General features: G+C 40.2%; 23 protein-coding genes and 1 other RNA gene. 17 read left to right on the forward strand and 7 right to left on the reverse strand.

Translation table 11 applies throughout. From position 1 onward, the window contains the following. Window positions 1-5: 5 nt before the first annotated feature. Window positions 6-1,490 (reverse strand): glycerol kinase GlpK, encoded by a 1,485-nt coding sequence (gene glpK / locus DYI81_RS00765; RefSeq protein ID WP_117006433.1) that lies wholly within the window; start codon window positions 1,488-1,490, stop codon window positions 6-8. Between the two features lie 129 nt (window positions 1,491-1,619). Between glpK and ssrA the strand changes: the two genes are divergently transcribed. After that, window positions 1,620-1,978: a transfer-messenger RNA gene (gene ssrA / locus DYI81_RS00770) on the forward strand. A 514-nt stretch (window positions 1,979-2,492) separates the two neighbouring features. Continuing rightward, complete coding sequence (locus DYI81_RS00775) at window positions 2,493-3,077, forward strand: TetR/AcrR family transcriptional regulator (protein ID WP_117006434.1); 585 nt, start codon at window positions 2,493-2,495, stop codon at window positions 3,075-3,077. Between the two features lie 15 nt (window positions 3,078-3,092). Here DYI81_RS00775 and DYI81_RS00780 read toward each other — a convergent pair whose 3' ends face one another. After that, complete coding sequence (locus DYI81_RS00780; RefSeq protein WP_218646850.1) at window positions 3,093-3,449, reverse strand: MarR family winged helix-turn-helix transcriptional regulator; 357 nt, start codon at window positions 3,447-3,449, stop codon at window positions 3,093-3,095. A gap of 227 nt (window positions 3,450-3,676) precedes the next feature. Here DYI81_RS00780 and mhpT point away from each other — a divergent pair, with 227 nt between their 5' ends. The 10 genes from mhpT (at window position 3,677) to DYI81_RS00830 (ending at window position 17,214) form a co-directional block, all read left to right on the forward strand. After that, window positions 3,677-4,894: a 3-(3-hydroxy-phenyl)propionate transporter MhpT gene (mhpT, locus tag DYI81_RS00785; RefSeq protein ID WP_117006435.1), complete on the forward strand. Its 1,218-nt coding sequence runs from the start codon at window positions 3,677-3,679 to the stop codon at window positions 4,892-4,894. A 70-nt stretch (window positions 4,895-4,964) separates the two neighbouring features. Beyond that, entirely contained in the window at window positions 4,965-7,034 is a 2,070-nt protein-coding gene (locus tag DYI81_RS00790) for a 3-hydroxyacyl-CoA dehydrogenase NAD-binding domain-containing protein (RefSeq protein ID WP_171356283.1), read from the forward strand. Between the two features lie 72 nt (window positions 7,035-7,106). Next, on the forward strand, window positions 7,107-8,762 hold the full coding sequence (locus DYI81_RS00795; protein ID WP_117006437.1) for a long-chain-fatty-acid--CoA ligase: 1,656 nt from the start codon (window positions 7,107-7,109) through the stop codon (window positions 8,760-8,762). After that, on the forward strand, window positions 8,759-10,549 hold the full coding sequence (locus DYI81_RS00800) for an acyl-CoA dehydrogenase (RefSeq protein WP_117006438.1): 1,791 nt from the start codon (window positions 8,759-8,761) through the stop codon (window positions 10,547-10,549). Before DYI81_RS00795 ends, DYI81_RS00800 begins: the two co-directional genes overlap by 4 nt. A gap of 3 nt (window positions 10,550-10,552) precedes the next feature. Then, on the forward strand, window positions 10,553-10,957 hold the full coding sequence (locus tag DYI81_RS00805; protein WP_117006439.1) for a PaaI family thioesterase: 405 nt from the start codon (window positions 10,553-10,555) through the stop codon (window positions 10,955-10,957). 214 nt (window positions 10,958-11,171) lie between these two features. Further along, a complete protein-coding gene (locus DYI81_RS00810; RefSeq protein ID WP_171356284.1) occupies window positions 11,172-12,434 on the forward strand; it encodes an OprD family outer membrane porin in 1,263 nt (420 codons plus the stop codon). Window positions 12,435-12,810: 376 nt separating this feature from the next. Further along, complete coding sequence (locus DYI81_RS00815; RefSeq protein WP_117006441.1) at window positions 12,811-14,931, forward strand: TonB-dependent siderophore receptor; 2,121 nt, start codon at window positions 12,811-12,813, stop codon at window positions 14,929-14,931. Window positions 14,932-15,050: 119 nt separating this feature from the next. Next, on the forward strand, window positions 15,051-15,338 hold the full coding sequence (locus DYI81_RS00820) for a hypothetical protein (protein ID WP_117006442.1): 288 nt from the start codon (window positions 15,051-15,053) through the stop codon (window positions 15,336-15,338). Then, window positions 15,304-15,594, forward strand: a complete 291-nt coding sequence (locus DYI81_RS00825) for a hypothetical protein (RefSeq protein WP_117006443.1) — start codon at window positions 15,304-15,306, stop codon at window positions 15,592-15,594. The genes DYI81_RS00820 and DYI81_RS00825 overlap by 35 nt, the downstream gene beginning before the upstream one ends. A gap of 6 nt (window positions 15,595-15,600) precedes the next feature. Further along, window positions 15,601-17,214, forward strand: a complete 1,614-nt coding sequence (locus tag DYI81_RS00830; protein ID WP_117006444.1) for a PepSY-associated TM helix domain-containing protein — start codon at window positions 15,601-15,603, stop codon at window positions 17,212-17,214. A gap of 223 nt (window positions 17,215-17,437) precedes the next feature. Here DYI81_RS00830 and DYI81_RS18265 read toward each other — a convergent pair whose 3' ends face one another. Together DYI81_RS18265 and DYI81_RS00840 are read right to left on the reverse strand one after the other, a co-directional pair. After that, window positions 17,438-18,106: a guanosine-3',5'-bis(diphosphate) 3'-pyrophosphohydrolase gene (locus tag DYI81_RS18265; RefSeq protein ID WP_322898810.1), complete on the reverse strand. Its 669-nt coding sequence runs from the start codon at window positions 18,104-18,106 to the stop codon at window positions 17,438-17,440. Between the two features lie 754 nt (window positions 18,107-18,860). Then, window positions 18,861-19,055 (reverse strand): hypothetical protein, encoded by a 195-nt coding sequence (locus DYI81_RS00840; RefSeq protein ID WP_106984439.1) that lies wholly within the window; start codon window positions 19,053-19,055, stop codon window positions 18,861-18,863. A gap of 583 nt (window positions 19,056-19,638) precedes the next feature. Between DYI81_RS00840 and sbmA the strand changes: the two genes are divergently transcribed. Then, on the forward strand, window positions 19,639-20,835 hold the full coding sequence (sbmA, locus tag DYI81_RS00845) for a peptide antibiotic transporter SbmA (RefSeq protein WP_106984440.1): 1,197 nt from the start codon (window positions 19,639-19,641) through the stop codon (window positions 20,833-20,835). A gap of 136 nt (window positions 20,836-20,971) precedes the next feature. On the opposite strand, the gene DYI81_RS00850 is transcribed toward sbmA, so the two are convergent. Both DYI81_RS00850 and DYI81_RS00855 read right to left on the reverse strand, forming a co-directional pair. Further along, complete coding sequence (locus DYI81_RS00850; RefSeq protein ID WP_240627316.1) at window positions 20,972-21,466, reverse strand: IS630 family transposase; 495 nt, start codon at window positions 21,464-21,466, stop codon at window positions 20,972-20,974. A gap of 47 nt (window positions 21,467-21,513) precedes the next feature. After that, window positions 21,514-21,819, reverse strand: a complete 306-nt coding sequence (locus tag DYI81_RS00855) for an IS630 transposase-related protein (RefSeq protein ID WP_000122230.1) — start codon at window positions 21,817-21,819, stop codon at window positions 21,514-21,516. A 220-nt stretch (window positions 21,820-22,039) separates the two neighbouring features. Here DYI81_RS00855 and DYI81_RS00865 point away from each other — a divergent pair, with 220 nt between their 5' ends. From DYI81_RS00865 to DYI81_RS00875, 3 genes are all read left to right on the forward strand, one after another. After that, window positions 22,040-22,993 carry a hypothetical protein gene (locus DYI81_RS00865; RefSeq protein WP_117006447.1) on the forward strand — a complete coding sequence of 318 codons (954 nt, stop codon included), beginning with the start codon at window positions 22,040-22,042 and terminating at the stop codon, window positions 22,991-22,993. Window positions 22,994-23,082: 89 nt separating this feature from the next. Beyond that, window positions 23,083-23,598, forward strand: a complete 516-nt coding sequence (locus DYI81_RS00870) for a hypothetical protein (RefSeq protein ID WP_117006448.1) — start codon at window positions 23,083-23,085, stop codon at window positions 23,596-23,598. 145 nt (window positions 23,599-23,743) lie between these two features. Further along, on the forward strand, window positions 23,744-24,136 hold the full coding sequence (locus DYI81_RS00875; protein WP_117006449.1) for a lysozyme inhibitor LprI family protein: 393 nt from the start codon (window positions 23,744-23,746) through the stop codon (window positions 24,134-24,136). Between the two features lie 242 nt (window positions 24,137-24,378). On the opposite strand, the gene DYI81_RS18060 is transcribed toward DYI81_RS00875, so the two are convergent. After that, entirely contained in the window at window positions 24,379-24,750 is a 372-nt protein-coding gene (locus DYI81_RS18060) for a hypothetical protein (protein ID WP_240627318.1), read from the reverse strand. A 25-nt stretch (window positions 24,751-24,775) separates the two neighbouring features. On the opposite strand from DYI81_RS18060, the gene DYI81_RS18205 reads away from it, so the two are divergent. After that, window positions 24,776-24,907 (forward strand): hypothetical protein, encoded by a 132-nt coding sequence (locus DYI81_RS18205; RefSeq protein WP_276310157.1) that lies wholly within the window; start codon window positions 24,776-24,778, stop codon window positions 24,905-24,907. The last annotated feature ends 395 nt before the right edge of the window (window positions 24,908-25,302 follow it).

Here is a 25,302-nt window from a genome sequence, read left to right on the forward strand (position 1 = left end):
TGTGTTTATAAATCAGATTTGGCACGTTTTAAAGCAGACTGCCAGCGGTTTAAATGATATTCGCGCTCATCTGCTTGCATGTTTGGCTCAAAAGCACGTTCTAACTGCCAAGATTGCGCTATTTCATCTAAGTTTGAAAATACGCCTGCCTTTAAGCCTGCTATAGCTGCAGCACCCCAAGCGGTTGATTCTAAAAGTTTAGGACGAAGTACAGGCACATTTAAAATATCGGCTTGAAATTGCATCAGCATGTCATTGGCACAGGCACCGCCATCTACACGTAACTCTTTTAAAGGTTTTGAAATATCTGACTGCATAGCGCTCAGCACATCAGAGACTTGAAATGCTATTGATTCTAAGGCTGCTCGTGCGATATGTGCTTTACCTGTGCCCCGTGACATTCCACAAAGTAAGGCACGTGCTTCACTGTCCCAATGCGGTGCGCCAAGTCCAGTAAAGGCAGGGACTAATACGACGCCTTCGGTTGAGGAGACTTGGCAGGCTAGCTTTTCCACATCACCACTTTTTTGAATAATTCCGAGTCCATCGCGGAGCCACTGCACAATGGCGCCAGCCATAAATACACTGCCTTCTAGGGCATAGGTGGTTTGACCTTGCGCTTGCCAAGCAAGCGTCGACAATAATTTATTAGTGCTATATTGGACTTCATTTCCAGTATTGAACAACATAAAACAGCCAGTACCATAGGTGTTTTTGGCTGTACCAGCTTCAAAACAGGACTGTCCAAACAATGCAGACTGCTGGTCACCCAATATGCCTGTAATTGGAATATTTGCCCCCAGTAGCCCCGTAGCTGTATCTGCTACATAGCTGTCGGAACTGATAATTTTAGGCAAGATGGATGCTGGAATATTAAATAATTCGAGTAATGATTCATCCCATTGTTGCATTTGTAAATTCATGAGCATGGTACGTGAGGCATTACTGGCTTCAATTATATGCTTAGCACCTTGGGTTAAATTCCATACCAACCAGCTATCGATCGTACCAAATGCCACATGGCCTTGTTGTGCTAGTTCTCGTAAGCCTTCGGTATTTTCGAGTAGCCAAACCAGTTTCCCTGCGCTGAAATAGGGGTCGACTCTGAGCCCAGTTGTATGGTGAATTGATTCTTGTAAATTTTGTTGGATAAGTTGATTACACCAGTTCGCTGCACGACGGTCTTGCCAAACAATAGCAGGAGCGAGAGGCTTACCCGTGCGTTTATCCCAAACCACAGTGGTTTCACGTTGGTTGGTGAGGCCGATTGCTTTAATATCTTTAGCTAGAATACGCGCAGAGGCTAGAGCTTGCTGTACTACGGCAATTTGAGAGCTCCAAATTTCTTGAGCATCTTGTTCAACCCAGCCAGAGTGTGGGGTTTGAATATGTGTTTCACGTTGAGCTGTTGCCTGAACTTGTCCATGTTCATTAAATATGATTGCACGACTTGAGGTCGTACCCTGATCGAGGGCCAGTAAATAGCTCATATCTTTTTCTTTTGTGGTCTTGAAAAATAAAATATTAGCGCAATTATGTAATTAAGCGCATTCAATTGTGTAATTGTTCAGAAAATACATCGTATTTTTTATCAGTTATGCTATGATTGTTCATACTTTGGGGATGTTTCTGGCTTCGACGCTGGTGATGAAACTCATAGATGCATGTCGAGAGCGCATTTTCTCTCGTAAATCAAATTTGCATTTTTTAGTCGCAAACGACGAATCATACGCTCTAGCTGCCTAAGGGCAGCTTGTCCGCATCTCTGAATACTTGTGGTTAGAGATCCCGACTGAAGCGCAAGCACACAAGTCCGTATAAAGCCAAGCCTCGGGGCTTTGTACTAAACTTAGAGGATCGCGATTTGTACCCTGTTCGTCGGGTCACAAAGAGTTAAAACAATAGACGATATCTAAGCATGTAGTATTCTCGAGCGTAGTGCTGGCGGACGCGGGTTCAACTCCCGCCATCTCCACCAAAATTCTTGTTTTAAATCAGCCACTTATATTAAGTGGCTTTTTTATTGCCACAAATTTCTCACATAAATATTCTAATAACAGCTTTTTTAGACATGAGTATTCACTATTTATTAATGTAATGCTCGAACAAATAAAAAATCCAAAACATATATCTATTTGTTTTATTTTAATTTTCTCTATTTAATTCTATCTTTTAATCGTATGCCCACTCAAAATCAAATGGCTATTTGAATTTTTGTTAATACCAGTCAGAGAATGTATGCGAATCTTCATAAGCCCATTAAGCGAGTACAGAGAGATAAATGAATGATTCAAAGCAGTGTGCTTCTGAGCTTAGATCCTGTGCTAGACATTTTTGAGCCTCTCATTTGAGCAAAGAGTGTACCTTCACTATGCTCTATCATTCAAAACTAAACATTATGTTAAGCTTGCTTGACATGATGCAATGTGGTTATTCATTATAGGCGTACATCAATGTATCTAAATTGATTGCTTCCGAAGAGTTAAAATCCTATGACCATATCCCGCCACGAAAAGATCTTTTTGCTCAAACAGAAGATTTTAGAAGTGACCGAACAGCTACTGCTCGAAAATAATCAGGATATTGTAGTTGGGGAATTAGCAGAAGAATTAGACATTGCGAAGGGCACCATTTATAAATATTTTAAATGTAAAAATCAGCTCTATCTCGAATTGCTCATTTTGAATGAAACACGACTCTTGGAGATCGCTCAAAAATTTAAAACGGATGTGCAAGAGGGAATTCGGCAGTTCATGCTCTATCATCTGATGAATTCAAATCGAACCGTGCTACTGCATAGTATTGAAGAGCGAATTACCAGTCAGGAAAGAGGAATAAAAAATAAGTTTGAGCAACTGTACGAAGTTCGAGAAAAAAGAATTATCGAGGTTAAAGATATTACGGTCGAATATCTAATTTCTCGCAATTGTGCCATTAGCCTGCGTGATTATCTTTCTTATGTTTGGACCATCACACATGGTGCCTGCCTGTTGTTAAGTTCAACTTATTATCAAAAATCTATTGGCGAACGCCAGAATCTAATTAATTTTTATATAAAACAAGCTATTAATGTATAGCTTGTACTTTCAGTATTAACTCTCTGGCCAATCTAATTCCAAGATACGTCTGAGCTGTTTAACGTTGTCCTCACCCAAATGTTTTGCGAGTTCTTGCTCGGCTTGATGAATTTCTGCCAATGCAACATCCGACATTTCTTTACCGTTCGTCGAAAACTTAACCATTTTGATGCGTTTGTCATTTGGACTATCAATAACTTCTAAGAACTTAGAATTAAGACCTTCAGCGACTAACTGATGCACCGCTTGGCGGGAAATTTTTAAGCGACGAGCCAATTCGGACATTGGCACAGGTGTTTCGCCAAGATAACTATAAAGCCTCGCCATCGATGGTGTTACGTAGCCATAACCATTTTTTTCTGCATTTTTCATTAAATGGTCTTCGATCCATTCAAGGCGAGATCGAAGCAAAGTTCTTAGAGATTTCACGGCTAATACATGGCTAAAAATGAGCTCTCAATATAAGCAATATGCATTTTTTTTTCCATTTTTATCTACGACTTTTTTCTAATTTTTAAAACGTCAAGTACACTTGACAATGTATTCATATCAAATTAGTTTGTTTTTGCTAGGAACGCAAAACAAGAAGGGTACGTTGTATGGAACAACAACAAAATACACAGCGTAATGCTGTGATGACGATTTTAATCTGCTTTCTGATCGCCTTAATTGAGGGGATTGATTTGCAGTCTGCAGGTGTTGCTGCTGCAGGTGTTAGCGCACATTTTGGTTTAGATAAATCAAGTCTGGGCTTATTTTTTAGTGCTGCAATTTTAGGCTTATTGCCTGGTGGTTTAATTGGTGGTCGATTAGGGGACCGTATTGGCCGTAAAAAAGTGCTGATCATTGCTGTTGCATTATTTGGTTTATTTTCAATTCTCACCGCTTGGGTAACGTCATACTCAGGGCTGTTATTTGCACGCTTTATGACAGGCTTAGGGCTGGGCGCTGCATTGCCAAATTTAGTGGCATTGGCTTCTGAATCAGTGAGTGATAAAGCACGTGGACGTGCAATTTCATTGATGTATTGCGGTATGCCAATTGGTGGTATTGCAGTATCACTACTTGCGAGTACGCAATTGGCTGCAGACTGGAAAGTCATTTTTTATGTGGGTGGTGTTTTACCTTTGATGGTCATTCCGCTCATGATGGCATTCTTGCCTGAATCACGTGCATTTCTTGCAACGCAGCAAAGCGCTGATACCGCTCAGCAAAGCAAGTTCAGTGATTTGTTTAACCAGTATTTCCGCATGCCAACGATCCTACTTTGGGTGGGTTATTTCTTCACCATGATGGTGGTGTACATGCTACTGAACTGGTTGCCGTCATTACTTATGGAGCTCGGGTTCCAGAAAAAAGATGCAACCATGGTGCAAATGTTCTTCTCGGTCGGCGCTTTTGTCGGAACGATCGTACTGGGCTTGCTGGTTGACCATTGGAAAATGAAAAACGTCATTTTACTAATGTATAGCGGCATCATTTTAGGTTTGATCGCGCTGAACAGCTTTAGCACCGTAAATGCGATGTATTTTGCTGGTGCATTGGTGGGTTGTTTCACGATTGGTGGACAGATGGTGCTGTATGCATTAGGCAGTCAGGTTTATCCAACTCAAATGCGTGGTACAGGTGTAGGGACAGCAATGACTGTTGGTCGTTTTGGCGCGATGGCAGGTCCTGCAGTTGCGGGTCAATTCCTTGCAATGGGGAATGGCGCAACCGGTCTGATTGCGACCTGTATTCCGGGCATTATTATCGCAGCTGTTCTGATTCTGATCTTACTGGGCACAATGCAAAAACGTGCTCAAGTACAAGCATAAAACAATTTTGTAGTGCAAATTTTAACTGATTTGCACTGCATTTATTCAACTGAAAAAATGGAAGATGAGCATGGGTTCTGTAAATCACATTCTGATTGAAACACACGGCAATGTGGCTGTAGTGAATTTTCAAACTGAAAAATTAAATGTACTTTCACATACATTACGCTCAGATCTCTATCAGGCAATTGAGCAATTGTTAGCAGATGATCACGTTAAATCTATCGTCCTAGCAGGTTCAGCGAAAGTATTTAGCGCAGGTGCAGATATTGCAGAGTTCTCAGCTGGAACTCATCTTAACTTTCCATCATTACATGATTTAATTCATCAGATTTCAGATGCCCAAAAGCCGATTGTGGCTGCAGTTTCTGGTACTGCGTTGGGCGGTGGTTTAGAGTTAGCTTTGGCTTGTCAGCACCGTGTGGTACATGCAAAAGCACAACTGGCTTTGCCTGAAGTGCACTTGGGTTTATTACCAGGTGCGGCAGGTACACAACTGTTACCACGTTATATTGGTGCAGCATTGGCTTTAGACGCTATTTTAACAGCGAAACCTTTAAAACTCGCGACACTAACTGACTCAGCACTCATTGATGTATTGACGGAAACTGATGCTAAACAAGCAGCAGTTGAATTTGCTCAGACATTAACAACTTCGACACATATCAAGCATCAAAACTTAGAACTCACAGAAGAACTACAGGCCTTATTGCAAGCAAAACGTGATGCTTTAGGGAATAAGCCACAACATCTGGTGCAGCACGCTATTCTCTCAGCGGTTGAAGCTGCATTAACTTTAGACTTTGTCGCAGGTTTTGCCAAAGAACAGGCTTTGTTCCAAGAACTTACATCCTCGGATGTTTCTAAAAGCTTGCGTCATGCCTTTTTTGCAGAACGTGAAGCAAAGCATATTCCAGATTTAGACGTGGCGATACAAGCCAAAGCCATTGAGCGTGTAGCTGTGATTGGTGCAGGGACTATGGGCAGTGGTATTGCCATTTGTTTCTTGCAAGCAGGCTTTCCTGTGACCCTCATTGAAAATCAGCAAGCGGGATTAGACCGAGGTTTAGCATTGATTGCTAAACACTTTGCAGGACAAGTGGTTAAAGGTCGTTTGACTGAAGAAAAAGCCACAGCGATTCAAGCCAATCTTGCAACCAGCCTAGAATATTCTGCACTTGCAACGGTGGATTTAGCCGTGGAAGCGGTGTTTGAAGATTGGGATGTAAAAACTTCTGTGCTCAAGCACATGGATACCCATTTACCAGCACATGCGGTTTTGGCAAGTAATACCTCTACTTTGGATTTGAATCAACTTGCGGCGCAAACCTCTCGTCCTGAATCTGTGGTGGGCTTACATTTCTTTAGTCCTGCGCAAATTATGCCACTTCTCGAAATTGTCCGCACAGACAGCACAGACCAAGCCACTTTAAAAACGGCTTTAGAAATTGGCAAACGTCTGAAAAAAACCGCAGTGGTTGCAGGAGTGTGTGACGGCTTTATTGGCAACCGTATGTTAAATGCCTATTTGCGCATTGCAGGACTACTCATTGATGCAGGTGCATCGCCGTATCAAATTGACCGCGCTTTGGAAAATTGGGGTATGGCAATGGGGCCATTCCGCATGTGTGACATGGCAGGTAATGACATTGATTACATGATTCGTAAGCATCAGTTGAAGCTTAATCCAACGAAGAAATTCTCAGGCTTTGCCGACCAGTTATTTGAGCTGAAACGTTTTGGTCAAAAAACACAAAAAGGTTGGTATGACTATAGCCAAGGCAACCGCCGTGGGGATGTCGATGCTGAAGTCATTGCATTGATTGATGCCTACCGTGCAGAAAAAGGCATTCAAGCACAACAGTTTAGCGATGAAGAAATTGTCGCGCGTTGCATCTACGCCTTAGCCAATGAAGGCTTCCGTTTACTCGAAGAAGGAATTGCACTCCGCCAGTCAGATATTGATGTGGTGTATTTGGCAGGGTATGGCTTCCCGCGCTGGCGTGGTGGTCCAATGTTCTACGCGACAGAACAGGGTCTCGACACAATGAGTTTGAACATGCAGCAATTTGCTCAAGACCCAACAACAGATGCGTCTTTTTGGCAAGTACCCGCATTGTTAGCACAATCAGTAGCTTAATTCGCGACGTTATAAAAATATAAATTTGGTGACCCAGTTGGGCACATGACTGGGCACTCAGAGGGTTAAATCATGAGTACATTACATTTTGAACATTGGCCACGCCATCTTTCTAAAAACTTGTCGTATCCACAGACAGGTTTATATGAACATTTGGCCACCAATGCACAGCGCTATCCAGATAAAGTGGCAGTGAATTATTACGGTAGCCAAGTGAACTATGCAGAACTGAATGCACGCGTGGAACGTTTTGCGGGTTATCTACAAGCCCAAGCCAATGTTCTGGCGGGTGACCGTGTTGTGATCAGCATGCAAAACAGCGTGTCATTTATTATTGCCTATTATGCAATTTTGCGTTGTGACGCGGTGGTGGTGCCTGTCAATCCAATGAACAAAGCTTTGGAACTGGAATGGTATGTATCCGATACAGAGTCGAAAGTTGCTGTGGTCGGTTCTGAACTTGTGGCCGAGTTTGAAACTTTATTGGGTAAAACCTGTTTAGGAAAAATTATTGCGGCACGTTATGGTGATGATATTTTCACGCCGACCAACTTTGTAATACCTGAAACAGTGATTCAAGCACCTGCAGTTGCTGAAACTGAATATGTAACCGACATGCGAACTGCTTTACAGCATTCAGCAATTGAAACGCAAGCTGTTCGAGCAGGTGAGGATTTAGCCGTTATTTTATATACATCGGGTACAACAGCACATCCAAAGGGGTGCATGCTGAGTCATCGTGCTTTGGTTGCGCAAATTTTGACGCAAATCAATTGGAGCCCATGGAACAACACGGCAAAAGTATTGTCTGTCACGCCATTCTTCCATGTTACAGGCATGGTGAATGCCATGTGCTTGCCTATTTGGCTCGGTGCAACATCCTTCCTGATGACTCGTTGGGATCGCCTTTGTGCTGCACAAGTGGTCGATTTACATGGCCTAACACATTGGTGCTGTATTCCAACCATGGTGGTGGATCTGCTGGCAATGCCGGATGTGAATAAATTCAATTTTAAATCCTTTACCCACGTTTATGGCGGCGGTACAGGTATGCCACATGCGATTGCCCAAGACTTTGAAACACTTACAGGTATTGAGTTTATTGAAGGCTGGGGTATGACTGAAATGGCAGCCGGTGTGCATCTCAATCCTTATGGTCGTGGTAAGCGCCAATGCTTAGGTGTGCCACTGTTTGATGTGGATACCCGTGTGATTGACCCAGAAACAGGTGCAGAACTAGGCATTCGCCAAAATGGTGAAATTATTTCGACTAGCCCATGCTTATTTAGTGGGTATTGGAAAAATCCCGAAGCGACCGAAGCTTCTTTTATTGAACATGATGGCAAACGCTTCTTTAAAACAGGTGATGTTGGTTATTTCGATGAAGAAGGCTACTTCTTTATGGCTGACCGCTTAAAACGCATGATCAATGTGTCGGGCTACAAAGTTTGGCCATCTGAAGTCGAAAGCATTTTGTATCAAAACACCAAAGTTTTAGAAAACTGCATTATCCCATGCAATAAAAATGACCGTGGCGAAAGTGTAAAAGCCATTGTGGTGTTAAAAGCCAATCAAATGATGACTGAAGATGAATTAAGACAGTGGTGCCGAGACAATATGTCGGCCTACAAAGTGCCAAAAGTGGTGGAGTTCGCATCTGAACTGCCAAAAACGGCAAGCGGAAAAATTAACTGGCGTTTACTGCAAGACAAGGAAATGAGCGCATGAATAGCTACAAAGCCCCTCTCAATGATCTAAGCTTTATCTTTAATCATTTATTAGATCAAGAGCAATTGGCTCAGCTTCCGGGTTTAGAGGACTTAGGCGTAGATCTATATGAATCTATTTTGGATGAAGTAGGTAAATTTGCCACCAATGTACTGGATCCGATCAATGCCAGCGGTGACCGTGAAGGTTTAAAAATAGCTGATGGCGTGGTGACAACACCAAAAGGCTTTAAAGAAGCGTATGCGCAGTACACGCAAGCAGGCTGGAACAATATTTCCTTAGAGCCTGAATTTGGCGGACAAGGCTTACCTTATATTTTGTCGACTGCGGTCAATGAAATCATGATGTCTGCGAACAAATCATTTGTGATGTGTTCTGGTTTAACCATTGGCGCGATTGAAGCAATTAGCCATGCAGGTTCTGATGAGTTAAAGCAAAAGTACTTACCTAAGCTGGTTTCTGGCGAATGGGGCGGCACCATGAACCTGACTGAGCCGGGTGCAGGTTCAGATGTGGGTGCTTTAAAAACCAAAGCGATTGATCAAGGTGATGGGACATACCGTATTAGCGGTCAAAAAATCTTTATCACGTTTGGTGAGCATGACTTTACTGACAACATCATTCATTTAGTGTTGGCACGTTTGCCAGATGCACCTGAAGGCGTGCGCGGTATTTCATTGTTCCTTGTACCGAAGTTTTTAGTCAATGATGACGGTTCATTGGGCGAGCGTAACGATGTACGCTGCGTGTCGATTGAACATAAGTTGGGTATTCATGCCAGCCCAACCTGTGTGATGGCTTATGGCGATAATGAAGGCGCTTTGGGTTACCTCGTTGGCGAGAAAAACAAAGGCTTAATGGCGATGTTCGTGATGATGAACATGGCGCGTTTAACTGTAGGCATGGAAGGTGTTGCTTTAACAGAGCGTTCTTACCAAGCGGCTTTAGATTATGCGCGTGAACGTGTTCAAGGTGCGGATGTCGAAACAGGCAAACCAGTTGCCATTATTGAACATGCAGACGTGCGCCGTCAGTTGCTTAGCATGAAATCCAATGTTGAAGCGATGCGTGCATTGTCCTTGTTTATTGCACAAGCGCAGGACATTAGCTTCCGTCATACCGATGCAGACGTGCGTAAGCATAATCAAGGCTTGGTAGATTTACTGATTCCTGTATTTAAAGCATGGGCAACAGAAACAGCATTAAAAACCACAACCACAGGCATTCAAGTACATGGCGGTATCGGCTTTATTGAAGAAACTGGCGTGGCACAATACTTGCGTGATGCAGTCATCAGCGTGATTTATGAAGGCACAACTGCGATTCAAGCTGCGGACTTAGTTGGTCGTAAAGTGGTGAAAGACCAAGGCAAAAACTTAAGTGTGCTGATTGGCCTGATGAAAGAGACTTTGGCTCAAGTTCAAGCCAATGCTGAGCTTGCAGATGTGGCCAAAGCGTTTGCAGCTGCTATCGAGATTTTGTCTGAAAATAGCCAGCAAATAGCCGCTCAGTTCTTGCAATCGACTAAGCAAGCATTGTCTGTTTCTGTACCGTATCTAATGCTCGTGGGTAATGTCGTGGGTGCATGGCAATTGGCACAAAGTGCAGCCAAAGCTTCTGAATTGCTCGCAGCAGGCGACAGCAATATCAATTTCTTAAAAGGCAAAATTCAAACCGCGCGTTTCTATCACAGCATGGTATTACCAGAAATTCATGGTTTGGCGTACAGCGTAAAACATGCGGGGACTGCTGTGACCGCATTTGATAATGCTTACTTTGGTGAATAAGTCATGAGTTTTGATGTACAAGCTTTTTTAGATCAAATGCAAGCGCCACCGATCCACATCTTTTTGGGTGGAAAGGTGGAGCAGGTTGAGCATGAAAATGACTGGAAAGCCCGTATCAGCTACCAACCACGTGCTGAATTTGCCAACCCGATGGGGCATGTGCAAGGCGGCATGCTGTGTTCCATGCTGGACGATGCCATGGGTCTATTTGCGATTATTGCGCAAGAAGGCCAGCCATCGGCAACGGTCACCATGAATGTTTCATTCTTACGTCCATGCAATATTGCACCTGTTGAGGTGGAAGTTTACTTCGTGCGCCAAGGCCGCCGTATTTCAAATATTGAAAGTGTGGCTTATCAAAACGGTAAAGAAGTGGGTAAAGCCAGCGCTGCATTTACCCTCGTGTAATGGAGTTTTGGAGTATTCATTTTAATGGGTACTCCATTTTTTGCGCATCAGGATGATGTTTTATAGGGGTTCTATGGAGAGTTTAATGAAAAATTATAGCGCACGTTAATGCATTGCCGTGAGGCAGTTCTAACTTTATATCACTCATTTTTATCACTGTTTCTATTGATTATTCATCAATGGAATAGAGGTTTTTTGTCTTAGGGAAATGACAATGAAAACATTCGTACTATCTACTTTATGTATAGCAACAACATTACCAAGCTTGTGTTTTGCAGACTTTGTGAAAGACCGATCTGTCACATTGACGGCACGTAATTTTTATTTGGATCGTAATTTTACCGAGCCAAACGCAGCAGCACCTGCAGCCAAACAATGGGTGCAAGGTTTTATTTTAAATGCCAAATCAGGTTTTACCGAAGGCACGGTGGGTTTTGGTGTTGACCTCTATGCAGGGGTGGGCATTAACTTGTGGGGCGATAAAGACTATGCACCGGGTGTAGTGGGGCTTTCACCGCTCAAAGACAATGGCGATCCTGTAGATACATGGGCAGAAGCGAGCTTAACAGCCAAGGCAAAAATTTCTGAAACAGAAGTCAAAGTGGGTACTTTACAGCCGCTGAATCCAGTCATTGTCGGTTCGCCAGCCCGCTTATTGCCTCAGCAATACCGAGGTGTCGCGGTTGAATCAAAAGATGTAGACAACATTAAAATCGAAGCGGGTTATGTGAACCGCGTGAATCATCGTAACTCGACTGATTGGGAAAAGATTCGCTTATCAGGCGCTAATATGAAGTATAAGTCCGTCGAAACTGATGGCTTATATTATGTGGGTGGTTATTATTATTTAAGACCTGAAACAACCTTTGCTTTATATACTGCAAATTTAGTGGATGTGTATGATCAATATACATTTTGGGTACGCAATACACATCATTTTAATGAATGGGTAAATCTGTTTACCGACTTCCGTTATTTCCGTACGGTGGAATCAGGTGCAGAGCTGGCAGGTGAGGTCGATAGTCATCATGGCAATATGGTATTGGCCCTCGGCGTGGATAACCATAAATTTACCACGGGCTATATTCATAACTCAGGCGATACTGGTTTTCCATATTTAAGTGGTGGTGAGGCCAATACTTATATTGATGCGTGGGCAACGGACTTTTTAAATCCAAATGAAAAAGCATGGTCTGTGCGTTATGACTATGATTTTAAAAATCAGGTTCCCGGTTTAAAACTCATGACGCGCTATACCAAAGGCACAGACATTAAGCTTGAAAACCTAAAACCGGGCGAAACATTGGAAGAGCGAAAGTTTGGTATCGAGTTGAGCTATCAATTGCAAAGTACCAAATTAAAAGGCTTATTTATTCGTTTACGTCATGAAGATTATAAAAATGACTTTGGCCCTAAAGCGACATTCCAGCCAGCGAAAGAGCAACGTGTAAATATTGATTATACGTGGAAGTTTTAATTAATTTGAATTATCGAGAAGAATTGACGGGTACTTTAGAGTCTCCTCAATTCTTCGCTTTTGATCGAGCGATTATAATTAGTAATAATTTTTCTGCTGTTATAACTCCTTATGTTTTTTATTTAATTAAGTTTAAATAAATTAAATACTTATTGTATTTACTTAGCATATTAAGTAGCACTTAAGCACTGATTAAGTCGCGTTAAAACCTTAAGAATAAATTGATGTTGTTGCTTCAAAATCGCTTGCCATAAAGCTATATAAATAAAACTAAAATAAAATATTAAATAATAATGTAAATGAGAATTGTTATTATTATGATATAGTCACCTTTTGCGATTATTAAAATTTAAATTGTTGAATGAGGGGTTTGACTGTGGAACGTAAAATATTAATTTTAGCTTTGCTTGCTTGTCCGTGTTTTGTTGTGGCTGCAGAAGCTGAAAGCTTCTCCATGCCGACCATTGTGGTGAAAGCAGATTCACAAGAAACAGATGTGACGGGAAAGCTCAAAAGAAAGGCGACACTTAATATTTTGGGTGAAAAAGATATTTTAGATACGCCCTTTACGATTCGTAACTACAGCCAACAAGCCATAGAAGATGCACATGCACATACCATTATGGATGTGCTGAAAATTGATCCAAGTATTCGTACCACAACCAACAGTGGACATTTAAACGAAAACTTTAATATCCGAGGTTTTAATGTCAATTGGGATGATCTTAATTTAAACGGCGCTTATGGTATGGCACCATCTGGTCGAGTATCTACCGATATTTTAGGTTCAGTCACTGTTTTAAAAGGCCCTAATGCCTTAGTAGCTGGTATGGCACCGGGTGGTAGTGTGGGCGGTGTCGTTATTGCCAATACCAAGCGTGCAGATAAAGAATTGACTCGTGTTACAGCAAATTTTGAAGAAGAAGGATTTTATAAATCAGGCTTTGATGTTGCACGCCGATTTGGACAAGATCAAGAATTTGGTGCACGTTTAAGTGCCAATTATGGTCAGGGTGAACATGTTGTCGATGGTCTAGAAGATGAAACAGTTTCTGCTGTTTTAGGTCTTGATTGGACAACCGATAAAGCCAAAGTTAATTTTGACGCTTATTCTACGAAAGACAAACGTGAAGGTGGTTCACCAGCGATGGTCTCGTTTGCAAGTGGAGTTCCTGTACTTGATGCACCAGATGGCCGAACAAACCTTTTCCCTAAATTATTTGGTAATCAGTCTGCAACGCATGTTGGAGTTTCTGGGGAATATAAATTATTAGATAATCTAAAAGTGATTGCAGGCGTGGGAACGACTGAACAAAAGTATCAAGGGCATTTGTTTGGAACACGTGTCATCGTAAGTAATGAGCAAGGTGACGTGAAAAATGCGCAGTATTTCCACGTAAAAATGAATCAACGTAATACGGCTGCAAATTTAGGATTAGAAGGCGCATTTGATACTGGATTGGTTCAGCATGTTGTTGGTTTAAGAGCAGATTATCTACATAGAGATACAAAACAGCATGATGCTGCAAATTCAACTAAATTTGACACCAATTTGTATAATCCAAGTCAGTCAGGAGCTATGCCTGTTAATGCACCAGAGATGTACAATATTGGGGATAATACGTTCACCAGCTACTCTTTAACGGATCAAATCTCGTTATTAGATGAAAAGCTACAATTTATTTTGGGTTTACGTTATCAAGATGTAGATGTAAAAAATCCATTCAAAAATACCGAATACAAATCCGATAAGGTTTCTCCAAGTTTAGGCGTAGTGGTTAAACCTTGGGGTGAAGATATTTCTTTATATGCAAGTTATGTTGAAGGTCTTTCTCAAGGCAATACTGTTAACAGCACTATTGATGCCAATAATGGTAAAACTTTTGCACCTTTCGAGACAAAACAATATGAAGTGGGTGCAAAATATCAGCATGGTTCATGGCTACACACTTTAGCCGCTTATCAAATTGAGAAGCCAAGTACACTAACATCTCCATATTCTGATCCAAGTAATTCAACCATCACTCAGATTACAACGGATGGTGCTGAAACTACTTCTAAAGGCGTGGAATATGGCTTCTCAGGTAATGTGACGGATGATGTGATTATTTGGGGTAACCTTGCATATATTGATGTGAAATACACCAAAAATACCACGGCAAATATTGTAGGCAAAACAGTTGAAGGTCAGCCTGAGTTTACAGCAGGTCTGGGTGTGGAATACAAACTCCCTGTGGATGGTTTAAGTATCAATGCACGTGGCAACTATGTAGATAATCAATATCTAAATAATACCAATACCCTAGAGTTACCAGACTATGCCTTGCTTGATGTAGGTGCAAAATATAAAACCAATATTGGTGGTGTAGACACGACTTTCCGTGCCAATGTCGATAATGTGACGAATGAAAAATATTGGGCGGGTGTATTTAACAGCGGATACACAACTATTGGTTCAGGCCGTACCTATAAGCTTGGTGTAAGTTTCGACTTCTAATTTAAGCCTTTAGGGTTTATTAAAATTGGCATGAGACAGTCCCCTCAAGTGGCTGTCTCATGTCTATATCAACCCTTACTGTTTTGACATCACTCGTTCTCTCCATAGGGTTTAGATCCATGAAAATCCTTGCTGTCATTCTCTGTATGATGGGGTGCTTGTTATTGTATTTCAGCCATCGCCATCAAAACCTACTTCAGCAGACGCTGGGCAAACGTTATGTATATGTAGGTTTCTGCTTCATCATCATTTCGCTCATCTTTCTGTTGATGTCTGTTCCTAAGCTGGTTGCCGTGTATATGTGGCTCATGACGCTACTGGTGGCTTGGTCATTAATTCCTTTTGTGGCTTTATTTAAGAAAAATACTTCAAATGAAATTTCTCATTCAACAAAAAATCCAAGCTGATTGGTGGTCGAAAAGCTTTGCAGGCTGGGTTTTAGGTTTAAGCCTATCGATTGCAGGGGCATCTTTTATTACGATTTGGGGACTTCAGCATTTAGACAAAGCCTTAGCGCCACAACTGGGCATGTGGTCTGTACCTTGGCTGTATTTGCCTTTGGTATTTATTGCTTATTTCATTCCCAAAGGTTGGCAAGCTGTTCTAATTTTTAGCGTATTGAATTGTATAGCCTATGGCATTTTATTGGCGCTTCGAGGATAAATCATTGTGAAAGTTCGTACCGATATTATTCGCCATGCCAAAGAATTACATACATGGGTGGGTATTACATCTGGCATTTTATTATTCATCTGCTTTTTTGCGGGTGGGCTGAGCATGTTTCAACATGAAATCAGTCGATGGGCGACACCACCAGCGCAAAGCTTAAATACTATTGAAACGCATCAATACAATGAATTGGTTGAAAAAGTACAAGCACAGCATCCTGAAACTCTGAAAAGTTTTCAGTTGAATCTCGACTCTAAAGAGTTTCACTATGCGCCAATGCAATGGAAAGTCACAACTGAAGTCAAAAATGATGAGCATAGTATTGATCTGCATCAAAATGCGATGTTGGCAACTTTAGAACAAGATGGAATTTTGTATGTTGAGCAGGAAAACTTATCCAAGTTGGGTTGGCTCATTGAACAACTACATGAAACAGCAGGTATTCCAGGTTCTTTGGGCGATCATACCGTTGGTATGTATGTCATGGGCTTTGTTTCGGTTTTGTACTTTTTAGCTTTAATGACAGGTTTAATTGTACTGCTACCTACTTTGGTGAAAGATTATTTTGCCATTCGGGCAGGGAAAAATAAAAAGCGCTTTTGGCTTGATGCCCATAATGTTATTGGTATTACCAGTTTACCTTTTCATATTTTAATTTGCGTCACAGTCATTGCTTTTGCTTATCACGATGTTATTTATGGCGCGATTGGTGGCTTAGTCTCAAAAGATAAGCCTTTATCTGCACGTCCACCCGCAATGAAAGTGGTTGAACCTGTCGAGCCCTTAAATGTAGAAAAAATCTTTGCCAATATTCAGCGTCAAGCACCTGAATATCAAATTAGCTCCATCAGCTTTAACAATTTGGATAAACCAGAGAAAGCTTCGGCACGTGTCAACTTATACAGCTCAGAGCAAATGCTGCGTGGCGATCGCTTTGATGTAATGATGTTTAATCCTTATCAAACTCAGCCGTATAGAACCAATAATTTAAATACGCATGCCACCGCGATGGATCAAGTGATTCGCTCTATGTTTAGTTTGCACTTTGGTAATTATGGTGGCGACTTGACCCGTTGGCTGTATTTTATCTTTGGAATCGGCGGGGCATTTTTATTTTATTCAGGCAATATTTTATGGATTGAGTCGCGGATTAAACGTCAAAAAAATCCACAACTTGCTCCAGTACAACAACGTAAAGATGTGCGCTTTATTGCAAATTTAAGCATTGGTGCATGTTTGGGTTGTGTGTTTGCAGTTGTGGTTAGTATGGCGATTGGGCGCTGGGGCAGTTTAGCGAATTTAGGCTTAGAAAGTATGAACCATCTGCTGGTCTATAGTTATTACCTGATCTTTATTTTCAGCCTAATATATAGTTTTATGGTGGGCGCGGCCAAAGCATTACCTGAGTTGTTATTGGCTATTGCTGTAGTTTTAAGCTTAGTTGCACCTGTAAGTTTTATAATTAGTTTGATCGCTTCAACCCCTATGACTTTATGGTGGATTGATCTAATCGCTATCGTGTTTGCATTGGCATTCTTACGCTTCTATCAACAAGCCAAGATACGACAATACAACGCGGAGGTAGGTGCGATTTGGTCTAAAACGTCGCTGTAATTAGATCAAGCGCTTGCGGATGAGCCGTGAGCGCCCACACAATTGTGAGCATTAAAGAATCGTTACATACCTGTATTTTTATCATCATCCCTTTCTAAATGGTTTGAATGTATATGCTCATACATGCAGTTGAATCAAACTGATTTGAAAGGGAGGGTGGGTATTATTTGGCAGTTGATTTTAAGCGCCTGATTTAAACTTTTTTATGCTTTGGCACTAAGGCTTATGGCTCAAGTATAGCCACCTGAAATTGCTCAAATATCCGTTTAAATACGGCATGGTAATGTGCATCCACAAATTGACCATCGAAAAATACGCGATCCGTACAATGAATTAATACTAAAAAATAAGACAGTTCAGCAGGCTGTTGATGACGCTTACACCAGCTTAAATACTGTGAGGCATCTTCAAATAAAATCCACCATTCTTGAGCTAAGTAGGGAACAGTCTGATCAAACATCAAATTTAACAAATATTGATAGTTTTGTGCTCGTGTTGAATAGTGAAAAGCAGGGTAGTCCGTGCTTGGCTTCAAAGCTTGAATACAACCATAAATTTGATCTGCTTCGAGTAATTGAGCTTTCACAATGTTGTATTGTGCGAGTCGGGCAAGGTCTTTGGCTTGAATCGTGCCTAAGCGTGATAAGTTCATATTGTCGGCCAGATCGGCCAGTTTTACTTTACATGCCAAAGCATTTTGCTTGGTTCTTTGTACTGCTGTAAAACGGTTCTCATGTGGCTGTTTGGTAAGTGCAAGTAGTGCCTGCAAAATTTCAGGTTCAAAGCCCAATTCAATCAGGTCATTGGTACGGACTGAAGTATCTTCTAATAAGTCATGCATGATGGCGACGGTTTTAGCCTGAGTGCCTTCAACTTGATGCATCACTCGCATTGGATGCTCAATATAAGGTTGGCCCGCTTTATCTACTTGAGTCGCATGGTGTTGTTTTGCCAGTGTAATGGCCAGTTCTAAACTAGAAATATCATCACTCCTGCGTGAGATTCACAAAATAAGTTGTTGCTTGATATGGCTGTTATTCGGTGGTTTTTTAAAAAAAATTAAGCAGATGAAACTTTATAGTTTGAATAAGAGAAAAGCAGAACTTTGTGCTCTCTATTACTAGCAACAGATTGCTTTATATGCATATTTTAACAGATGGGTTTTATTTTTAAAGCGTGAAGCGACATAGCTTGACGTTTTTATTATTCCCTTGGCCATGGATCAAAGCATATCCATGAAAATGATCTGCTACAGATCATTTGGTGTAATGATGTCAGATAGCGTTTTAGATTTTAAAGAAAATAATAATGATAGAAATAAGAATGTGTCGATGTGAAAGTTTAGACCAATACAAAAAATATAGGCCTGCCAAAATATGGTAATAAGTCATCTGCTTTAATCTTATTTCGCAGTATATACGAAAACTAGATGAATCTTGACTGAGTGATTAATTCTCTAAATCACGCAAAATAACTTGATGTATAACTGGAATGGGTTACTAGACAGTAGGGAGAGCAGATAAATCTGTTTAATTCAATCACGAGTTAGATGGTTTTTAGAATGTGGGTAAAACGCTGAATGCTGTACCTGAGTGTGTGGAGCTTTGGGGGAAGCTCAGGAAAAGATACAGCAATACAGTTTTAATTTAAATTTCGCGCCAAATCGTGTTTTGGTCTTTCATTGAAATGGTGAAGTTAAAGTTCGAATCATCAGATACCAATAGGCCTTCAGGTGTATGCATGATCACTTTAAGTACTGTACCTGATTCAAAAATCATTGGGTTACAGTTTTCTTTTTTAAGTGTCACAGGTTTAAGCAATTCAATGACAAGGTTTTCCATATATACCTCCCCGAGTGGTGTTGTATTTTTAATAAGCATAACATAATTTTTATTATTTAACCATTTTTGTAAATATTGAGCGATAGTTCAATAAAATAAAACAGCTTAATAATTTGGTCATACTTTAATACATAATTGTGATCATTCTTGAGTTATATTTTAAACAATGATTTTATAAAAATATTTTTAGAATTTAATAATTTTTGCTATTTTATAGGGGTTATAAAAATAATCGTTGTAGGCGTTTAAATATAATCAAAGAGGCTAGTTTTTAGGTTGCCCATAGCGAAACGAGCTGAGCGAAACCAGATTGTTAGACCAAGAGAAGTAAAAAAGGCTTGAATTGAACTGTAGGAAAATAGTTTACTTTGTACTGCTTGCAATGGATGTCTGTTTTTACTTGTAGGGATTGGCTAGATTTATTGGGATATGTAGTCACAAGCAAATACGATGGAACTGAAAATAGACTTAATTTTTACAAACGAATCATCAAAATACTGAAATTATCATAATAAAAATTTGATTAAAGCTTTATGATCAGCCCCTATGCTAAGAGCAATAATAAAAGGAAATTTATTCGCTTATGTTCAAGTCTTTTTTTCCAAATCCAAAATGGTTTTTTGGATCGCTTATTCTGTGGTTTGTCATCAATTTAGCCCTTTGGTATAGCGGTGGCGAAAGCTGGGGAAGTTATCTTGGTTTTGCAGAAGGTTATGCCACCGCAGAGCTTCCAATTGGAATTAGTCGTTTTTGGACAGCCTCATTTTTATGGTTTTATTTATGGTTTTTTATCTCCACTGCGCTATTTGCGCTGTTTTGGAAGTGGAAATCAAATAATCCTTGGCAGGCTTGGTCTGTTTGGGGATCGGCGTTTATCTTGTTTAACATCTGGTTTGGTGTGCAAATGAGTGTTGTGGTCAATGCATGGTATAACCCATTTTATGACCTGATTCAAAAAATGCTCAGTAGTGGTGGAGGTGATGTTAATCAGCTCTATAGTGGCGTATTGACTTTTTTATATGTTGCGATGGTGTATGTGACCACAGCTGTATTTAATCTATTCTTTGTAAGTCATTATGTATTCCGCTGGCGTACTGCAATGAATGATTATTACACAGCACATTGGGAACAGTTACGCCATATTGAAGGGGCATCACAGCGTATTCAAGAAGACACCATGCGTTTTGCCAAAACTGTTGAAAGTTTAGGGGTAAGCTTGGTTGAAGCACTCATGACCCTGTTGGCTTTTTTACCCGTATTGCTGAGTTTATCTTCACATGTGAAAGCATTACCTATTGTAGGTGAAATACCCTACGCCTTAGTGTGGGCTGCGATTTCGTGGGCAGTATTAGGTACAGTCATTTTAATGTTAGTGGGTTATAAACTGCCTGGCCTTGAGTTTAATAATCAGAAAGTCGAAGCGGCTTACCGTAAAGAATTGGTTTATGGTGAAGACTATGAAAACCGTGCCGATCCACAAACGCTGAAAGAGCTTTTTAGTAAAGTACGCTTTAACTATTTCAGATTATATTTCCATTATGCTTATTTTAATTTAGTGCGTATTTGGTATATGCAGTTAGATAATCTCTATGGTTTATTCGTGTTGTTTCCAAGTATTGCTGCGGGTGCGATTACTTTGGGTTTAATGATGCAGATTAGTAATGTATTTGGCAAAGTACGCGAATCGTTTCAATATTTAATTTCATCGTGGCCCACGATTATTGAATTATTGTCTATTTATAAGCGTTTAAAAGCATTTGAATCGACACTCGATAAATAAGCTTAATTGATTGCATGATAAATTTAGCCTGCTTTACGCGGGATTTTTTTTGAAACGATCTGTTCTAGCTTAAGGTTGGTCGTAAAACGTATACGCAGCAAATGTAGGTCGGCATGTAGAGGATTGAATGTTATAGTCAAACTACTTTATTATTCATACAGGATTCGAAAAAAACTCGAAATAACTCATCGACTGAGTCGATCAACCATTCTTTACGCTTATGTTTAACCCATGCCCACATCTGTTCTATAGGATTTAAATCAGGGCTGTATGCAGGAAGCCAAAGAATTTTATGCCCTTGTTGTTCCAATAATTCCTGAATATCTGCTCTTTTATGAAATGCTGCATTATCCATAACCACTACACTATTTTCAGGTAATGCTGGTATCAGGAATTGCTCAATCCAAAAATGAAAAACATCTGAATTGATTTTGCAATCAAATAAACCGACTGAAAATAAATCCCCTTTATGGATTGCTCCAATGGCATTGGTCTGATTCTTTAATTGCCAATTATATTGCCCTAAACAGGGTACTCCTTTTCGTGAATAGCCATGAGGTCTATAATCATGTGACTTAAAACCACTTTCATCCAGATAAATAATCGGGTGGTTTTTTTCTAATTCCTTCACTTGCTGAATAAATTTATCCCTAAGCCTTGTATCTGCTTTAGGATGGCTTAACGTCTTTTTTTAACTGTAATATTTAAGCGCTTTAATGCAGCACCAATAGATGAAACACCACAATTAAAACGTGCAGCACGTTCATATTGATAAGCATCAGGATACTTTTCAACATCTTCACGTAAAGCATCATCGTTAATTTTAGAAGGTTTACGTACACGAGTTTTTTTAATCTCTATACGTTTCTTCCATTCAACAATGGTATTTTTATTAATTTCAAATTGTGCAGCTACCGCTCGAATAGAATAACCTTCCTCAAGCTTAGCTAAAATTTTACGTCTAAAATGTTCTGAATAACTCATTGCACCATTGTATTGGTTTTATAATGATTTGACTATAATTGAAAAGTTTGAACAGAAGCGTTAGCCAAGTCTATTTTTGTGCTAAAAAGCGTAGGTTATGTCGCTTTTTGGGAATAAAAACAGTACGCCGTTCATATAAAAATAACTTTTAAAACAAATACTTATGATTGAATTTTTAGGCTACTTCGTTTAAATTTAGCGTTCCATCATAAGTGAGTAGATGGCTGTGAAAGCTAAAGCTTTGGTAGTGATTGGTAGTGCAAGTATGCTACTGCATGGTTGCGCCACGATGAATTCTTTGGGAGCAGACCCAATGACGCGTTATACATCTGCAGAGCAGTTTATTACGCAAAATCGTTTAAGCGATCAAGACTACGTATATGCATGGGGACGTGCCAATAAGCAGGCCGAGCCACAATCACTCATACCCCGTGCACAGCTGGCAAAGTATTGCCATGCCAATGGTGGGCATTTTACGCTATTGCACAAAAGTAATTTGGCCAATATCAAAAATACTAAAACTAAAACCAGCTTGAACAATGAGCCTAATGTAAAACAGGCAATTGGTGCGTATCAATGCCAGCAGAGTAATAGCTGGATTGTGTCGATTGAACCTACGGCGGATGTACGTTCAACGCAATATCCCGATGCACGCGCTATTCGCTTAAATGTACAGCTCATGAGTGCCAGCGAAGCCAGACAATTTTATAAAAATACCGGGCTCAGCATAGCCAATACTAAAAAAACACCAGTAGCAACACCCAAAGCCATCGCTACAAAAGCGAGTTTGGTAAAAGAAACGAAGGAAGTTAAAGAGCCAGCAGAGAAAAAGGAAACCCCTGTAGTAGAACCAATCAGAGCGAGTGTTATTGACAGTTCACAGCAACAGCAGATGAAGCTATATGTGGTTGCACGCCGTGATATTAACAGTGGTAAAAATTTAAATAACGCATGTAACAATGCACAGTTGGCTTATAACTATGGCAAACAACAAGGTACCGATGGTACTCGTATTTATACTGAATCTGGCATGTTGGTGGCGCGTTGCTTAACCAGTATTTCAAGCTATAACTCGCGCTTTCCAAATGCTAAGGGACAAGCCAAACGTGTACTACAAAACCTTGCTACGAATTATAATCATGCAGGGGCAAAGCACATGCTGAGTCAAATGTAAGAGACTTGCTTTAAATATTTACAAGAGTAATAACAGCCTAGTTCTGCCAATGTGGTACAACTAGGCTGTTTTCGTTTTGGAGTAAGCACATGGCATTGGTGGTAAATCAAAAAATTAATAAACGCTCTGGTTTAATTTGCTCGGCTATTATGGCCTTTACTATGCTGACGGGCATGCAAGTGGCGAATGCAGGGCAAACTGTAGACCAGTTGAGTCAGTGCTTAGTGAAGTCCACCACAGCTGCAGATAAAACTGCGGTATTGCAATGGACTTTTGTGGCGTTGTCGGCGCATCCAGAATTAAAAAAATTTAGTAATGTGAATGAAGAACAGCGTACACAGTTAGATAAAAACTTAGCGCAAACTTTGCAACGAATTTTAACTGAGCAATGCTCTACGCAAACACAAGCGGTGATTAAAGCTGAAGGCCTTCAGGCGGTAGGTGAAAGTTTTCAGGAGTTAGGCAGTATTACGGGTGAAGAAATTTTAAAAAACCCTGAAGTGAAAGATCAGCTAAAAGGTGTAGTACGTTATATCGATTTAAATAAATTGGTAACGACTTTTTTAACACCTGAATTGTTTAATAAGTTAGGCGTGATCCGTTAAGTTTACTGCTAAAGCTTAATCTGATTGATGATCTAGTGAGCCACAGTATTTTGAACTGAGTTTGAAATGCTGTGGTGCCTAAGTTTATATAAAGGCTTTAAGCCTATAAATATTTCAAAATAAAATGAAAAGAATAGAGAGCGCTATGTTCAAGAAAATCATGTTTTCGTTGCTATGTGTTTTTGGTTTTATGCAAATGGCGCAGGCAGGTGAGCGTAATCTAAGCAAGCAATTTAATGGCTGTATGGACAAAGCTGGCGGTGTGACCACAAGCATGGTGGAGTGCATTGTAGCAGAAACAAAAAGGCAAGATGTGCGCTTGAATAAGGCTTATAAAAATTTGATGAATACCTTAAGCACAACACGTAAAAAAGAATTGCAAAATACACAGCGTTTATGGATGAAGTATCGGGATGCGAACTGTAAGTTTTATTATGATCCGAATGGCGGTTCAATTGTACGTGTGACTAGTGCAGGCTGTTTTATGGATATGACAGCGGAAAGGGCAGATGAGTTGGAGAATTTTTTAAAGTATTAATATTACCTCTCCTTTGCGGAATTGGGATTTAAAACTCGCTCACATTAATAATTTTTTAAAACATCTTCCTAGCCTTCACTTGCGCTGCAATTTAAAGCAGTGCTTTAAATCTTGCTAAGGAGAGGGAGCTAATAAAACCTCTCCCTAACCCTCTCCTAGAAGGAGAGGGAATTTCACGTATCTAAGAAATTACGTGACACTCTTTCGCCCATTGGGATGAGAAGCATTTTCGCAAGGGGGAATCACAGTAAATCAGGATACAACTTTTCATAGTCTAGGTTTGGGTCATGTGTTACTTTCAGCTTGCCTTTCGATCCCGTCACATAGCTATTGATTTCTTTAAGCGGCTTTTCATGCCAACCAATATTGAATGCACAAAACGTATTTTCTTTTTTAAAGAATTCGAGACGACTGTACGGCAAGTGATTGTGAATCCAGTATGCAATCTGTTTCCAATTATTTGGATCTTTTTCAATTAAAGTTATGAGTGAAGGAATAACGATACAAGCCGTTGCACCATAGCCATTAGTATCGGGATAGTCCCAAATATGACTGGCAAAGTTTTTTTCGTTGCTTGCACAGTTATGCCCTTTTTCATTGCCAAGTTGGTTCACGCTTGGTGAGCGATAAGCGGAGCGAATGGCGATACGTCCAAACTTATCTTGTAGTGGTTCAAGCAGTTGTTGGCAGAGTTCTGTGCCTGTACGGATGGCAATATTAGGATGGTCGGGGATGTTGGGTACACCGTACCAGTTTGCGATTTCACTATAGAGAAAGACTTTGACAGTTGAACGCGACCTAAGTCTTCGAGTTTGGCGAGAGAGGATACTTTTTTAAATGTCATGTTGTTTTTAGTGTGAAGTGTTTGAATTGATTTTATAATTAAATTCATGAAAATTAAATGATTTACCTCTCCCTAATCCTCTCTTTAAAAGAGAGGGGATTTCTTTTACAGAATCCATAACGGTATTAAATTAGTAATGGAAGCTCCTTCTCCCACTGGGAGAAGGCGGGGAATGAGGGTAGAAGTCACGCATAAAAAAAGACTTTGAAAATTGGATACGTCCCAAGTCTTAGAGTTTGGCGATAGACGATACTTTTTTGCTCTTCATATTTTTAGGATCATTTATATTTCTCTCAGTTATAAAAGAATTAATCATTTATAT

The sequence above is a fragment of the Acinetobacter sp. SWAC5 genome, from assembly GCF_003419885.1.
Classification (GTDB): Bacteria; Pseudomonadota; Gammaproteobacteria; order Pseudomonadales; family Moraxellaceae; genus Acinetobacter; species Acinetobacter cumulans.